Origin of the sequence: Methanosarcina sediminis, assembly GCF_052056915.1 — an archaeon.
GTDB lineage: Archaea > Halobacteriota > Methanosarcinia > Methanosarcinales > Methanosarcinaceae > MTP4.
In genome coordinates this window covers 1,715,192-1,729,320 of the sequence record NZ_CP195119.1, presented here as the reverse complement: position 1 = coordinate 1,729,320, position 14,129 = coordinate 1,715,192, and the positions used below count along the sequence as shown (strand labels likewise).

The following is a 14,129-nucleotide window of genomic DNA, read 5'->3' as shown; positions in this document are numbered from 1 at the left end:
TTCTCAAGCGATTCTTTATTTTATATTAATAGTTTACGTTACTTTTATATACTATTTTTTCCTATGGAGAGATAGAGACATATTTCTGAGTAACATACCTCAGAGAACTCATTGTCAACAGAGAACTCATTGTCACTGACCCTGAGTTAAAGGCCCGGGTTTTCTGCGGAGGTTTTTATGAAGCTTGTGCTTGATGAAGAAGAAGTCGGGGTCCTTGAATGCATCAAAGAGGTTCAAATCGACTGTGGTTTCCATATTCGGGATGTTATCAAAAAGGCAAAAGCCAAATATGGATTGTCCAGGACGACGGTGTACGAAATTGTAGGTTATCTGGAGTTTCACGGCCTGGTAAGGACAAATAAAGCCGGGAACAGGGAACTCGATAAGAATGCCTCATATTTTGTAATCTGTTCGGGTTGCGGAAAGGAAATTCCGGAAAGTGAATACATCAAAGATAACGGCTGGGCAATCTGCGAAGACTGCTATCTCGAAGCTCACCAACAAATCAAATTTGCAGACCCTATGGCTGTGCGCTCCAAGAAACTTTTCCGAAAGCAACATGGGCTTGAAGGAACTGAGGGGCTGACGGACCTGCAAAAAGAGCTCTATGACTTCATCCTGACCGAAGGGGGCGCTACAGAAAAAAAAATATCAAAGCTTTTCGGGCTCACTTCTCAGGAAACGAGGAACCAGTTTGCGCTCTTGAGGCACTGTGAGCTTGTAAAGGGGAGAAAAGTGGGGAACGAGATTTACATGGTCCCATTTGATTCTTAATTAATTCGTAGGTATTGAAGGAAGTGGTATTACGACAGAAATTATCGATATGAATGAAAAGATGGCAGCTATGACCGCACAGATCCCGGGTGTAATGAATGCGCTCGGGGGGCTTCACTCCGAAGTCGTCAGGGACGGGGCTCTCAGTGCCAGAACAAAAGAACTTATGATGGTGGGAATTGCAGTAGCCCTGCGCTGTGAGTATTGCCTCTGGAAGCATGTTCCTGAAGCTGTAAAAATGGGCGCGACCCGTGAGGAAATCCTGGAGGCTGTCAGCACAGCTATATTGATGGCTGGTGGGCCTGCAGTGGCTTACGGGTCTGTAGTTGTCCTCGAAATTCTGGATGAACTGAATGTGTAACGAATTGAATGTGTAACGAATTGAATGTGTAACGAATTGAATGTGTAACGAATTGAATGTCTGAAAAGTTGAGGTGATATAAAGATGGCAGAAGGAAAAACTGATCAGGTCATTTGTGAGGCCTGCGGTTGTGAACTGGAAAGGGAAGATCGCATCGAAGAAGACGGCAAGGTTTTTTGTGAAGACTGCTACATAGCGAGCCATCATAAAATCAAGGCCTGCAATCCCTGGGCAGTACGTTCCAAAAAGCTCTTCAGGGAAGAAGCAGGGCTTGAGGGGACGGACGGTCTGACCGACCTGCAAAAAGAGATTTACGAATTCATCGTCTCAAAAGGTGGGGTAAAACATGAAGAAATTGCAAAAAAGTTTGGAATTTCCCCGCAGGAAACCGAGAACCAGTTCGCTCTCCTTAGGCATTGTGAGCTGGCAAAGGGACAGAAAAGATCGGATGGCGTATACCTGGTGCCCTTTGACAGCTGATAAGCCTGGAAAATGTTTTTTCCTTTTTCCGTTTGTTTTTCCCGTTTGTTTTTTTCCGTTTGTTTTTTCCCTTTTTGAAAAAATAGTGTCAGATTCGGCTTTTTTCCTGACGTTTGCGAAGTTAATACTTCTGTTTTTTCCATAATCTACAACAGTTTGTCTACAGAAACTGTTTCATCCTTGAAGTTAATATATAATTGGTTTTTCTTCCAGCTAAATGTCTCAATGGTGGTGTGGGTAATGGATATCTCAAAACCTTATTTCAATTCTGAAATCGAAACAATGGATCGGGGAGAACTTGACGCTCTCATCGAAGAGCGCGTTCGCTACACGGTGAAATATGCGGCAGAAAATTCTCCATTTTACAGGAAATGGTTCGAAAGGCACGGGGTAAAGCCCGGGGACATCAAAGCCCATGAAGACCTTCTGGAACTTCCCGTTATCTCCGGGAAGACCATCCGGGAAAACCAGCCTCCTGTAACTGATGCTTTCCTTTTCAAGAGTGTGGACTGGAAAGACGTGTTCACCATCCACGAAACCAGCGGGACCAGCGGGACGCCCAAGGGTTTTTTCCTGACCTGGGAAGATTGGGAACGGTATGCAGAAAAGTATGCCCGGATCTTTACGTCCCAGGGCTTCGGCTCCGGGGATAGGGTCGTGGTCTGCGCTTCCTACGGGATGAACGTCGGGGCAAATACCATGACTCTTGCGGCAAGCCAGATCGGTATGGCAATTATCCCGGAAGGCAAGTGCACTTTTCCCCTGAGGGTCATCGAATCCTACAGGCCGACAGGTATCGTGGGCAGTGTCTTCAAACTCCTGAACCTTGCCCGACGGATGCGGGCCGAGGGACTTGAACCCCGGGAATCGGGGATCGAAAAGCTTGTGGTAGGAGGAGAGGCTTTTGCCGAAGAGTCGAGGAATTACCTTGCGGAAATCTGGGGCTGTCCTGTCTACAACAGCTACGGGAGCACGGAAGGGACCATGTGCGGGGAGTGTAGTGAAATTTCGGGGCTGCACGTGCCCGAAGATATGGTCCACCTGGACGTCTACGACCCCGGGATTGAAAATTTCGTGCCTGACGGGGAATGCGGGCGCGTTGTCCTGAGCACCCTTCTGCCCGTGGGCGCAAAAGCCGGGAACCTTCTCCTAAACTACGATACCGAGGACACAACTGTCGTGATCACCCGGGACCCTTGCCCCTGCGGGCGGACGCATATGAAAATTATGACTCCCCAGAGGGAAGCCGAGACGGTCTGGGTGGCAAACACTCCCTTTAACCGGGTCGATGTGGAAAGGGGGGTCTTCCAGCGCGGGAATATGGACTATCTTACAGGGGAATACGAAGCTTTTCTCTATGGGGACGAGGACGAAGGAGAAGTTACGCTCAGGGTCAGCATGGAGTGCAAGAACCCGGAGACCTGTGACAGGGACTTTATTAAGGAAAATTTCCTTAGGGCTTTCCTGCAGTACAGGCCGTTATTATCCCGGGCGTATGATGAGGGTTTTTTCAAGATCCTTTTCAATTTCACAGGCCCCAAAGGGCTGGAACTGCATAAAATTAAGGGCAGGCCAAAAAGGCTTGTGGACCGCAGGTGAGAAAAATGATTTGCTTCCCGGGGCAGCTTTCCCGAGGGGCCTTTTTTGAAACCTCTTTCCCTGAAGCGTTTCAGCTTGTTTTTTGGGGTGACTGGTCCTTTCCTGAAAAACCCTCAAGAATTTCAAATATATAATCTTTTTACAGTGGTTTTTTCATTTTCAGTATATATCTCGGTTTGACTTCTTAATATATGCTTATTAATAAATCCCAAACATTAATATTACAGGAAATTGAACTAACCCGCAAAAATAACTTTATTATCTTAATTGTTCTGTGAAAAAAACATATATTATATTAAGTATGATAAGTTAAAGTATTATTAAGTATAATAACTTCTAGTATTTTCTTGCATAAATCCGACAGTAATGGTGATACGATGGAAAAAGAACTTATGAGGATAGGGGTTTCCCTCCCCGACACCCTTTTGAATAAATTTGATGAGATTATTGATCAGAGAGGCTATTCCTCCCGTTCGGAGGGGATAAGGGATGCCATCAGGAACTACATTTCCTACTATGAATGGATGGGAGATATCAAAGGTCATCGTGTCGGAACCGTCTCTGTAATTTACGACCACACAAAGCGTGGGCTTTCCAATGCCCTTGCCGACATCCAGCACCACTACACCCATCTTATCAAGTCTTCGGTGCATATCCACCTGGACCATGACAACTGTTTCGAAGTAATAGTGCTGGACGGAGACGGAGAAGATATCAAGGAACTTGCCGAAGCTATCATGTCCCTGAAAGGTGTAAAGTTCTCAAAACTTACCACAGTGGCATCCAGTGAAAATATCTGAATGCCTTTTCAATTTCTATTTTTTAATTTTTACCTTTTCCCGGTTTTAGTCTTTAACTTTCAGTCTTTAACTTTCAGTCTTTAACTTTCAGTCTTTAACTCTTAGTCTTTAACTCTTAGTCTTTAACTCTTAGTCTTTAACTTTTAGTCTTTAACTTTTTTCAAAATGGTTTTCAATAGATTTCAGGAGCATGCTCCCGAATTCCGTTAGTTCATAGATCTGGAAACTGCGTTCTCTCCTGGAGTCCACAAGCTCCGCTTCTTTTAAGAGCTTTAGGTGATAGGACAGAGCGGAATGCTTCTGGTCCGTGTTTTCCACAAGGACGCATACGCAAAGGCTCTGGATCTCCAGGGCTTTGAGTATCCGGAGGCGGGTAGGGTCTGCGAGCACCTTGAACAGGCTAACGAGTTCCCCCACGTTTTCGCTCATTGCTTCATGTACGGCGTCCAGTACATCTTCTGGAAGGGCGTACGAGTTTCTGACTTCGATAAGCTTTTTTTCAGACATTTATTCCACTTAATAATACTGATTAGGGTAAAAGTATTTTTTAAATAAATCTCTTTCTAAATATTATTTTTCTAAATATCATTTCACTGATAATTTAAATAATTTATATGTTAATAAATTGACAGTTATCTCTTTGTCCGATTTTAAGATATTTAATGTTTTTGAATCGGAATCCCCCGGTGAAGGGTTTGCAAGAGAAATTGTACATTGGAGTTATACGTTAAAGTTATGCATTGAGGTTATACGTTTGAGTTATACGTTAAAGTTATGCATTGAGGTTTATTGTAATTGTAAAGTGAAATCGTATATTGACGTCGGGAATATGTGAAGCTGTATATTGAAATGGTGCAGTGGAATCATATGTTGAAATCGGGCAGGAAGTTTTGCGGCAAGTAGTTTCTTCCTGCGGGCGCCGCGTATAAAAGCCCGGAATTTAATGATTATTCTATATTCAGGGATTAGAAAACCACGGATGATGATATCATGAAAATGTGGATAAACGGAAAGAATGAAGATTCCTGCAGTTCGGAATATATGGAGGTCCGGAACCCTGCAACAGGAAAACTGGTCGATAGTGCGCCGGCTGGCTGCAGGGAAGACGTGGATGCCGCGGTTGAGGCTGCTGGCAGGGCATGCGGTCCCTGGGCTTCCCTTTCCCCGCAGGAAAGGGCAAGGTTCCTTTACAGGGCTGCGGGGCTTGTGCGGGAACGTGGGGAAGAACTGGCCTTGCTCCTTACCTCGGAACAGGGAAAACCCCTTCCTGAAGCCAGGAACGAGATCCGGGGCTTTGCTTCGGTGTTAGAATACTACTGCGGGCTGGCAAGTACGCTGAAAGGGGAGTTTATCCAGGGGCCGGGGAATGGTTATTCCTTTACCCTCAATGAGCCCCTGGGGGTCTGTGCGGCAATCATTCCCTGGAACATGCCTGCCCTGATCATGGGCTGGAAGCTCGGGCCTGCCCTCGTATCGGGCAACACTGTGGTTCTGAAGCCTGCAAGTTCTACCCCGCTTACGAACCTGAAGCTTGCATCCCTCCTGGGGGAAGCGGGGCTTCCTGCCGGGGTGCTGAACCTTGTAACCGGGCCTGGCTCAGTTGTTGGAGAGGCAATTGCCGGGCACCCGGACATCAGGAAACTTTCCTTTACCGGGGAGTCAGGGACCGGGAAACGCGTTGCAGCCCTTTCGGCGCCCACCCTGAAGAGGCTGACCCTGGAACTGGGGGGTAGTGACCCCATGATCGTCTGTGACGACGCAGAGCTTGAAACTGCAGTGGACGGGGTGCTCAGAGGCAGGTTTTACAACTGCGGGCAGACCTGTACGGCGGTAAAAAGGCTCTATCTTTTCGATGGGATCGCAGAGGAATTCCTCGGGCTACTTGAAAGAAGGGTTCGCAGCCTGAGAGTGGGAAATGGCATGCTGGACGGAATCAACATGGGGCCCCTTAACAATGAGGGGCAGCAGAACTACGTTGCGGAACTTGTAAGGGGTGTGGAAGAGCGCGAGGAAGGCAAAATCCTTATAGGCGGAAGGATCCCTGCCGGAGGGGGTTACAGTGACGGTTATTTCTTTGAGCCTACCCTGATAAGTGAGGTTTCCCCGGATTCGCGGCTTTTGACAGAAGAGGTCTTCGGGCCCGTGCTTCCGGTTGTCAGGGTACAGAACCTGGACGAAGCAATTGAAGAGGCAAACAGGACAAAGTATGGGTTAGGGGCATCCGTCTGGACAAAGAACATCGATAGGGTCCGGCAGGCATACGAACAACTCAAAGCAGGTACGGTCTGGGTTAACCAGCACCTCAAGGTTGCCCCTGAACTTCCTTTCGGCGGCACGAAGGAAAGCGGGCTTGGCAGGGAAAACGGACCTTATGCTCTTTCGGACTATCTGGAAAGCAAAACCGTGATGATAAGGACCTGATCGGAACCTGGACCTGGAAGAGGAAAAATTGTCAAAAAAGAAAGCTTCTCCGATGAACCGGTCTCAAAGGCCGGGTCCATCGAAATTAAACTGAGTTTAAATTAAACCGAAATTCTGGTTTTATGCCCGTTTTCAGTTTCTGCAGGGTTCGACGCCTTACGGTATCTCTATCTGCAGAAACCGGTATTCGTAAAAGTTATGCGGTACCTGTGTGAAATGCCTGGAGAACTTACTGGTACTTGGGCAGGAGCTGCATGAACTCGGCAGCTTCCATAACAGGTACGCTGTCGATTATACAGATATCAGTCCAGGGCAGGTTGAAGGCTCCGTAGGCTTCTGCACTTTCCGCTTCATAGAGAATGAAGTAACGGTTGCCGGAAAGGTCAATCCACTGGTTGATGATATCAATTCCATCAGGAACTTCAAGCTTCTTGAAGTGTTCCATAACTTTATCGCGTTCCGCCGGATCCCAGGTACTAATGTCCAAAAACAACATCTTTTAACCACTCCATTTTCTTTGTTACACGAATGCTGCCAACTACCCCCTGACCCGGAAGCTCAGGCAGCGCTTTACCGCTCCCAGGTTTCCATATTTTTTATGGGCTCCGCTCCAGTGAAAAACAGTATTGCTTCCCCCTGTAACCGCTCTGCCGGAGCAGGTATGCGGCATCTGAGCCCCAAAGGCCGGTCAAATGCGACCTTTTTTAAAAGTTTTTTAAGTATTTTGTTGCCTTCCTGCAGTTTATCATCCCCCAAAAACCCCTCTGAGTATGAACGATAAACCCGGTTAGACAGGCTTTCCTGTGGAAATAAGTTCCGCAGGTAATTTACATTATAATATCAGCCCTTAGCCTATATAATTGTTAGTTCTAAAAAATTTCTTAATGATTGCTCGCAGAGTTTCTAAGGATGGAAGAGCCTGTGGCCGCGGGACTAACGATCATCCCGGGATTTTTATTCTGGATCACACACATTTCTGGATAATGTGCATTTTCGGATAAATATGTCAAAAAGCTCTCTCCTTCTTTCCCCAGGGTCCTGTGTATTTGTTCAGGAGAAAGCTGGCGAGTTCAAAGGAAAGCCGGTGAAAAAGGCACTTGATTAATTTCCCCGGGCTGAGTCTTGTTCATAAAAAGAGGGGCAGGACACTCATGAAGCCGAGAATCATGCAGAAATAGGAAAAATCAACTTTTCGAGCGACTTTTAATAAGATGTTTATCGTCAGCAGCCCGAAAATAAACGAAAAAACTACTGCAAGAAGGGAGTTCAGATCTACAACAAGAAGGCCCATTATCCCTATTCCTATCTCGGAAGCAAGGACTGCCGGAATACTCATTAAAAAACTTAGCTTAAGAGCTTTTTCAGAATCAAATTTCCTGAAGAGAAGGGCTGCTACCGTAATTCCCGACCGGCTGATCCCGGGGAATGCGGCAAAACCCTGAGCTATACCTGTGAACAGGGCGTCTTTCATCCCTGGCTCTTTTTTTGGGTTTTTTGCACCTGCCGAAAGCCGCTGGAAAAGGCCGGTCAATATTAAAAATACCCCTACTGCGGCAGTTGCGCCTTCCCCCGATATTTCGGTTTTTTCCGTAATATAAAGCATGATTGGAAGCCCGATTATCCCTGTCATGAAAGTGGATATTATTAGAAAGCTTATCAGAAGGTCTTCCCCGGCTCCGGCTGGTTCGGAATCAGGAATCTCCTGCATCCTTGTTCGGGAAACAACCCCTGTAAAATATTCAGGGAGCCTTTTAGTAATTAAAATTACATCATCTTTAAAATAGACAAGAGCTGCCAGGAGGGTGCCCAGGTGCAGCCATACGGCAATTGGGATTGCTTCCGAAAGCGATTTCCCAAAAAAGTTGATTAGAACGAGGGATGTCATCCCCTCACTGCTTACAGGCAGCCATTCCGCGATCCCCTGAATGGTTCCGAGTACAACAGCTTCAAAAAATGTTAACATATATTGTCGATATGTCTGGCCGGTATATATATTAACCCGTCTTATTTCATAAATAGATTATAGATTAAAGCTTCGTTGATATTAAAGTGAAGCTTTATTCCAAGCAGCCGGGGAGGGAGTTGTCAGGGTGCATTACGATCAGGAAACGGGCTCTGTTTTTGAAGCACTTGGATCTTCAGAGGCAGGTTTGAGCTTCGAGGAGGCCGAAAAAAGGCTTCTGGAATTCGGGAATAACGAGCTTGAAGAGGAAAAACAAATTTCAGTCATGAAGCTCTTCATCATTCAGTTCAAAAGCATTTTGATCCTGATCCTTATAGCTGCAGCCCTCGTCTCCGCCGTTCTTGGTGAACTTGTTGACGCAGTCGTGATTATGTTTACGGTCTTTTTGGCGGGGGTCCTTGGTTTCTTTCAGGAATACCGGGCAGAAAAGGCAATAGAACTCCTCAAGTCCCTTACAGCCCCCGAAGCCCTGGTAATAAGGGATGGGCATGATCAGAAAATTCTTTCAAGGACCCTTGTGCCCGGAGACCTTATCCTGCTCCAGGCGGGCGACCGCATCCCTGCAGATGCAAGGCTTGTAGAGGCTTTTAACCTCCGGGTTGACGAGGCTGCCCTGACCGGGGAGTCCCTGCCCGTCCTTAAGAATACCGGGGCCTTGCCTCTCGAAACGCCTGAAGTTGACAGGACAAACATGGTCTACACGGGCACGGCTGTGACTTACGGCAGGGGTAAAGCCCTGGTCACGGCAACAGGCATGAGTACGGCTTTCGGGAGTCTTGCAAAGCTTTTGGGAACAATCGAGAGGTCAAGGACTCCCTTGCAGGAAAGTCTTGACCGTTTCGGTAGGTGGATTGGCGCTGCAACTCTTGTGGTGGTGTCTTTTGTCGCAGTCCTTGGGATTCTCAGTGGTTTTCCCCTTTTTGACATGTTCCTCTGGGGAGTTGCCCTTGCTGTTGCCGCAATTCCCGAAGCCCTCCCTGCGGTTGTGGCTGTGGGTTTGGGGCTTGGGGTCCGGCGTATGGTCAAAAGGAACGCCCTTGTGAGGAAGCTTCCTTCCGTGGAGACCCTGGGAGCAACCAATGTTATCTGTTCGGACAAGACCGGGACCCTTACCCAGAACAAAATGACGGTTGAAAGAGTCTATGTGAACGGGAAAAAACTGAAAGTCACAGGCAGTGGATACGAGCCCTCCGGAGAATTTTTCGGAGGAGGCGGTTCTGCTCCGGTATCCGGGGACGAACCTCACCTCAGGAGGCTGCTGCTTGCAGGTGCCCTCTGCAACGATGCGGACCTTGTCAAAAACGAAGGTTCCTGGGAGATTAAAGGGGACCCAACCGAAGCCGCTCTTGTTGTCGCGGCAGCCAAAGCCGGGCTTCGAAAAGGGGAACTTGAAAAAAAATACCCTCGGGTGGAGGAGATCCCTTTTTCTTCTGAGAGCAAGAGGATGACTACTCTCAATTCGACTCCCACTTCAGTCTCTAATTCGACTTCCAATTCGACTTCCAATTCGACTTCCAATTCAACTGAAGCTACTTCCAGCAGTTTCGATAGTTCTCCTGGGGCTGGGGGACCTGATGGGCTCGTAGCCTATTCCAAAGGAGCCCCTGAAGTAATCCTCGATTCCTGCACGAAAACCTTTTTTGAGGGTGTAGAGAGACCTTTAACTCCCGAACTCAGGCAGGAAATCCTTGATATCGTTGGGGACATGGGGGATCAGGCTCTCAGGGTTATTGCTGTTGCTTACCGTGGCCTTGAAGAAGAAATCCCTCTGGAGGAGGTAGAGTCTGAAATGGTCTTTGTGGGGCTTATGGGGATGCGAGACCCTCCGCGGGAAGAAGCGAAGGCAGCAATCAGGACCTGTGCGAGTGCCGGCATCAAGACCGTAATGATCACAGGAGACCATAAGGTCACGGCCTCTGCTGTTGCCCGGGAACTCGGGATTTTCAGGGAAGGAGACCTTGCCCTTACCGGAACCGAACTGGACCGCATTGAGGACAGTGAATTTGAAGATATGGTGGAGCAAGTCTCGGTCTATGCAAGGGTATACCCGACTCATAAACTCCGGGTCGTGGAAGCTTTCAAGAAGAAAGGCTATGTAGTAGCCATGACCGGGGACGGGGTAAACGACGCTCCTGCCCTGAAAGCTGCGGACATGGGTATTGCCATGGGCATAACAGGCACCGACGTGAGCAAAGAAGCCGCGAGCATGATCCTGACTGACGACAATTTCGCTTCGATTGTCTCCGCAGTCGAAGAAGGGCGAAACATATTCAAAAATATTAAAAACTTCATCACCTACGGCCTGACAACCCATCTCGGGGAAGTCCTGATCGTCCTTGCCGCAGTCCTGGGCTGGCAAATCCTCCCCCTGATAGCCGTGCAGATCCTCTGGATCAACCTGATAACAGACGGGCTGCCTCCAATGGCTCTTTCCGTGGAACCTCCCGACAGGGGTCTCATGAGACAGAAACCAAGAAACGTCGAAGAGGGCCTTATCACCCGGCGGGAAATAACTGCAGGCGTGGGAATAGGGGTTTTGATTGCTATCCAGGCTCTTTTAGTCCTTATATGGGCTCTTGAAAGTGGATTTTCCCTTGAAAAGCTCCAGACCCTTATATTTACCCTGCTGGTCCTGTCCGAGATGTTCAACGCCTTTAACTGGCGCTCGGACAGGTATTCGGTTTTTGCTCTGGGGCTCTTCACAAATAAACCCCTTATCTATGCCATAGGAATCACACTGATTCTCCAGCTCCTGGTAATATATACCCCGGTCCTGCAGACAGCTTTCAGGACCGTGCCTCTCTCACTTGCCGAGTGGGGAGTAATCCTGCCTCTGGCTTCGACCACATTGATTTCCATGGAACTTATGAAGTTTCTGCGCTCCAGGCGGTACAAATGATTGGCTGTACAGGCTAAAAGGTGCTACAAATGAACTCAGGTGGGAATTAAATTCCTTTACGCTGATTTTTCCTGAGGGATTCCTAAAGCAAACATTTTGAAAAGTTTTATATATTTTTCTATGTACAATATGTTGGAATGAAATCTTTTCAGGTGTTTTCCTGAGTAATGCTCTCTGGGTAATGCTTTCTGAGCACTCAGTTTTCCTGAGAGTTCGGATGTCCGTGCTCAGGCAAAGATATCATTTGGTCTAAAAACCGGAAATTCCGGTAACTGAGGTGGTTGAAACGGAGGTTTCGAACTTTCTGCAGGTAGGGTTTATACCTTATTTTGAAGTATTAGTGTTGTTAGTGTTTTCCTTTTTTTTCATCAGCTGGGTCAAGAGTATTATCAAGGAATTTTTAAGCAGAACCGATATCCCCCGGGATATCCAGAACATTTTGAGTAGAGCTGTGGTTTATGTTCTCTGGTTCATCGTAATAATGTGTGTTGTGTCGGAGCTTAATCTCGGGGAGCTTTTGAAACCCATCATAGGGGGCTCGGTCATAATAGCCGCCGCTTTTGCCCTGGCTGTAAAGGAAATCCTTGCCGATGCCGTGGCTGGGCTTTTTCTTCTCTCTGATCATCAGTTTAACATCGGGGACAGGGTCGAGACGATGAAGTATAGGGGGGAGATCATCAACGTTACCCTCAGAAAGACTCGGATAAAAACCGATGAAGGGACTATTGTTGTACTGCCAAACGGGAAAATAGATTCTTCCGGCTGGCTGCTCTTTGATAAGGATGCTGATGGGGTGTCTGATTAACGGGGTGCCTGATTAACGGGGTGCCTGATCAACAGGGCGGTTGATTAATCTCCGTAAGTATTTTTCTTCTTCAGAATTGCCCATTTCAAACAGACCGGGGACACGATTATTGATGCTGCAACCATTATCACGATAGCCGAAAAGACCTCCTGGCTGATGATTCCCAGTTCCCTCCCGATGGAGAGTACGACCAGTTCGACTCCTGCCCTCGGCATCACTCCTATCCCGAAGATAAGGCTGTCGTAGAAATCGAACCCCACGGCTTTCGACCCCAAAAAGCCCCCAATTAGTTTTCCCGAAAGGGCAGCAAGGGTTACCAGCAGGGTGAAAAGCCCGTTTCCTTCAAGGGCTGCCAGGTCAATTGAATAGCCAATGAAGGCAAAAAAGAGGGGAATCAATATTCCATGGGCAAGCCCGCTGACTTTGCTCTGGACGTCCTCAAGTTTTGCAAGGGGAATTTCCGAGATCATGATGCCGCCTACGAAAGCCCCTATGACGGCATGGAGTTCAAAGAGTTCTGCAAGGTAGGCGGAAAAAAGGGCTACCATGACCACGAAGGCAAAGATGGCTTCTTTTGCGTGCATCTGCTGGACGCTCTTGAAGAGGTGGGGGAGCAGGTACTGTCCGAGCAAGTACATGATTACAAGGAATGCCAGAATTTTCCCTGCAAGCAGGAGGATCTGGGCAGCCGGAGGTATATGGTTTAAGCGGGCGAAGGTGACCACGATGGAGAGGAGAAAGATCCCGATGATGTCGTCCAGGATTGCCGAGGAAAGCATTACCGTTCCAGGCCTGCTGGAAAGATAATCGAAGTCAATAAGGGTCCGGACCACCACTCCTATACTGGTCGGGCTGAAGGCAACAGCCATAAAGAGGCTTTCCAGGAGCCCGAAAGAAAAGATCCTGCCTATCCCGAAGCCAAAGGCAAAGGCAAGGGCTATCTGGGAGAGGGTTGGTACCAGGGCGGTTTTTGAGGCGGATTTCAGGTCCTTCAGGTGAACTTCCTTATAACCGGCAGTGAAGAGCAGGAAGATAGCTCCAAGTTCGGCAAAAAAAGAGATTACTTCAAGATCGACATCCAGAAAGAGGACTCCTAATGCTACCCCGGAAAGGATTTCTCCCAGGATTGCAGGGACTCCTGCCCGCTCAAATACTTCTCCTAAGACTTTCACGGCAAATAGGAGAAACAGTACCTGTAATAAAGCGCTAATTGTTTGTTGACCCCCGCTATTTATTTTTCCCCTTTCATTCCATAATGTTTTTATTCCATTTTTTGATTCAATGTTTTTTATTCCATTTTTTGATTCAATGTTTTTTATTCCATTTTTTGATTCAATGTTTTTTATTCCATTTTTTTATTCCATCGTTTTTTTATCTTCGTCTCTTATCCTTTTTCCAGAGAAATTCTTTTGCTTACTTCTTTTATGATATCCCTCTTGGATATGATCCCTACAAGTTTTTCATCCTCAGTTATGCAGACCCGGTCAAAACGGTGTTTCATCATCAGGTCTGCGGCATATGTCAGACTGGAATCCGGAGTTATGGTCATGGGGTGGGTAATCATAATATCTTTTGCGTGTACTCCCAGGGACCTGACTGCAGCAAGGTGGGTATGCTTCGCCCGCGGAATCTGGGAAAAGAGCAGGATTTCAAGGACTATGTTCTGGTCGATGATTCCCACAAGCTTTTTTTCGGAATTCAGAATGGGTAGAGTGTGGTAGGAATGTTTTTCAAAAAGGGCGAAGATTTCTTCAAGCAGGGCGTCTTCATGGGCTATGACCACTTTTCGGGTCATGATTTCTCCTATCTTTATTTCCGCACAGCTTTTGCACTCCAGAGGATTGGTATCCAGTCTACCCGGTGGGTCTATTCCCTTTGAGCCTTTGGAAAACTTCGTTTCTTCTTTAAATTTTGGCTCCCTTTTAGATCCTGGCTCCCCTTTATTTTTTCTCGCTTGGTTTTCGGAAATTTCCGATCCTTTGGCCCTTAAGGAGCTGAAATTTTCCATAATCTTCTTTCCCCCCGGT

14 protein-coding genes are annotated in these 14,129 nt (G+C 47.3%); 8 read left to right on the top strand and 6 right to left on the bottom strand.

Translation table 11 applies throughout. The features are described from left to right. The first annotated feature begins 177 nt into the window (after positions 1-177). From ACSAZK_RS07320 to nikR, 5 genes are all read left to right on the top strand, one after another. Positions 178-774 (top strand): hypothetical protein, encoded by a 597-nt coding sequence (locus tag ACSAZK_RS07320; protein ID WP_440956701.1) that lies wholly within the window; start codon positions 178-180, stop codon positions 772-774. 49 nt (positions 775-823) lie between these two features. After that, positions 824-1,135 carry a carboxymuconolactone decarboxylase family protein gene (locus ACSAZK_RS07315; RefSeq protein ID WP_440956700.1) on the top strand — a complete coding sequence of 104 codons (312 nt, stop codon included), beginning with the start codon at positions 824-826 and terminating at the stop codon, positions 1,133-1,135. An 84-nt stretch (positions 1,136-1,219) separates the two neighbouring features. Beyond that, positions 1,220-1,615, top strand: coding sequence for a hypothetical protein (locus ACSAZK_RS07310; protein ID WP_440956699.1), 396 nt, complete (start codon positions 1,220-1,222; stop codon positions 1,613-1,615). A gap of 240 nt (positions 1,616-1,855) precedes the next feature. Continuing rightward, complete coding sequence (ftsA, locus tag ACSAZK_RS07305; RefSeq protein ID WP_440956698.1) at positions 1,856-3,214, top strand: coenzyme F390 synthetase; 1,359 nt, start codon at positions 1,856-1,858, stop codon at positions 3,212-3,214. Positions 3,215-3,591: 377 nt separating this feature from the next. Then, positions 3,592-4,014, top strand: coding sequence for a nickel-responsive transcriptional regulator NikR (nikR, locus tag ACSAZK_RS07300; protein ID WP_440956697.1), 423 nt, complete (start codon positions 3,592-3,594; stop codon positions 4,012-4,014). Positions 4,015-4,164: 150 nt separating this feature from the next. On the opposite strand, the gene ACSAZK_RS07295 is transcribed toward nikR, so the two are convergent. Beyond that, entirely contained in the window at positions 4,165-4,521 is a 357-nt protein-coding gene (locus tag ACSAZK_RS07295; protein WP_440956696.1) for an ArsR/SmtB family transcription factor, read from the bottom strand. A 483-nt stretch (positions 4,522-5,004) separates the two neighbouring features. Here ACSAZK_RS07295 and ACSAZK_RS07290 point away from each other — a divergent pair, with 483 nt between their 5' ends. Continuing rightward, positions 5,005-6,435 carry an aldehyde dehydrogenase family protein gene (locus ACSAZK_RS07290; RefSeq protein WP_440956695.1) on the top strand — a complete coding sequence of 477 codons (1,431 nt, stop codon included), beginning with the start codon at positions 5,005-5,007 and terminating at the stop codon, positions 6,433-6,435. 229 nt (positions 6,436-6,664) lie between these two features. Here ACSAZK_RS07290 and ACSAZK_RS07285 read toward each other — a convergent pair whose 3' ends face one another. The 3 genes from ACSAZK_RS07285 to ACSAZK_RS07275 all read right to left on the bottom strand — a co-directional run bounded on the left by ACSAZK_RS07285 (position 6,665) and on the right by ACSAZK_RS07275 (position 8,398). Continuing rightward, positions 6,665-6,931, bottom strand: a complete 267-nt coding sequence (locus ACSAZK_RS07285) for a DUF3303 domain-containing protein (RefSeq protein ID WP_440956694.1) — start codon at positions 6,929-6,931, stop codon at positions 6,665-6,667. Between the two features lie 74 nt (positions 6,932-7,005). Continuing rightward, complete coding sequence (locus ACSAZK_RS07280) at positions 7,006-7,191, bottom strand: hypothetical protein (RefSeq protein WP_440956693.1); 186 nt, start codon at positions 7,189-7,191, stop codon at positions 7,006-7,008. 370 nt (positions 7,192-7,561) lie between these two features. Continuing rightward, positions 7,562-8,398, bottom strand: a complete 837-nt coding sequence (locus ACSAZK_RS07275) for an undecaprenyl-diphosphate phosphatase (protein WP_440956692.1) — start codon at positions 8,396-8,398, stop codon at positions 7,562-7,564. Positions 8,399-8,525: 127 nt separating this feature from the next. Here ACSAZK_RS07275 and ACSAZK_RS07270 point away from each other — a divergent pair, with 127 nt between their 5' ends. Continuing rightward, on the top strand, positions 8,526-11,297 hold the full coding sequence (locus ACSAZK_RS07270) for a cation-translocating P-type ATPase (protein ID WP_440956691.1): 2,772 nt from the start codon (positions 8,526-8,528) through the stop codon (positions 11,295-11,297). 277 nt (positions 11,298-11,574) lie between these two features. Then, on the top strand, positions 11,575-12,102 hold the full coding sequence (locus ACSAZK_RS07265; RefSeq protein WP_440956690.1) for a mechanosensitive ion channel family protein: 528 nt from the start codon (positions 11,575-11,577) through the stop codon (positions 12,100-12,102). Between the two features lie 44 nt (positions 12,103-12,146). Here the strand turns inward: ACSAZK_RS07265 and ACSAZK_RS07260 are convergent, their stop codons facing one another. Further along, entirely contained in the window at positions 12,147-13,274 is a 1,128-nt protein-coding gene (locus tag ACSAZK_RS07260; RefSeq protein WP_440956689.1) for a cation:proton antiporter, read from the bottom strand. A gap of 212 nt (positions 13,275-13,486) precedes the next feature. Next, complete coding sequence (locus ACSAZK_RS07255) at positions 13,487-14,110, bottom strand: CBS domain-containing protein (protein WP_440956688.1); 624 nt, start codon at positions 14,108-14,110, stop codon at positions 13,487-13,489. Positions 14,111-14,129 lie beyond the last annotated feature (19 nt).

What these genes read in the sequence shown, in the direction of transcription:
- ACSAZK_RS07320 (WP_440956701.1), top strand. Translation starts at nt 178, where the DNA reads ATGAAGCTTGTGCTTGATGAAGAAGAAGTCGGGGTCCTTGAATGCATC.
- ACSAZK_RS07315 (WP_440956700.1), top strand. Translation starts at nt 824, where the DNA reads ATGAATGAAAAGATGGCAGCTATGACCGCACAGATCCCGGGTGTAATG.
- ACSAZK_RS07310 (WP_440956699.1), top strand. Translation starts at nt 1,220, where the DNA reads ATGGCAGAAGGAAAAACTGATCAGGTCATTTGTGAGGCCTGCGGTTGT.
- ftsA (WP_440956698.1), top strand. Translation starts at nt 1,856, where the DNA reads ATGGATATCTCAAAACCTTATTTCAATTCTGAAATCGAAACAATGGAT.
- nikR (WP_440956697.1), top strand. Translation starts at nt 3,592, where the DNA reads ATGGAAAAAGAACTTATGAGGATAGGGGTTTCCCTCCCCGACACCCTT.
- ACSAZK_RS07295 (WP_440956696.1), bottom strand. Translation starts at nt 4,521, where the DNA reads ATGTCTGAAAAAAAGCTTATCGAAGTCAGAAACTCGTACGCCCTTCCA.
- ACSAZK_RS07290 (WP_440956695.1), top strand. Translation starts at nt 5,005, where the DNA reads ATGAAAATGTGGATAAACGGAAAGAATGAAGATTCCTGCAGTTCGGAA.
- ACSAZK_RS07285 (WP_440956694.1), bottom strand. Translation starts at nt 6,931, where the DNA reads ATGTTGTTTTTGGACATTAGTACCTGGGATCCGGCGGAACGCGATAAA.
- ACSAZK_RS07275 (WP_440956692.1), bottom strand. Translation starts at nt 8,398, where the DNA reads ATGTTAACATTTTTTGAAGCTGTTGTACTCGGAACCATTCAGGGGATC.
- ACSAZK_RS07255 (WP_440956688.1), bottom strand. Translation starts at nt 14,110, where the DNA reads ATGGAAAATTTCAGCTCCTTAAGGGCCAAAGGATCGGAAATTTCCGAA.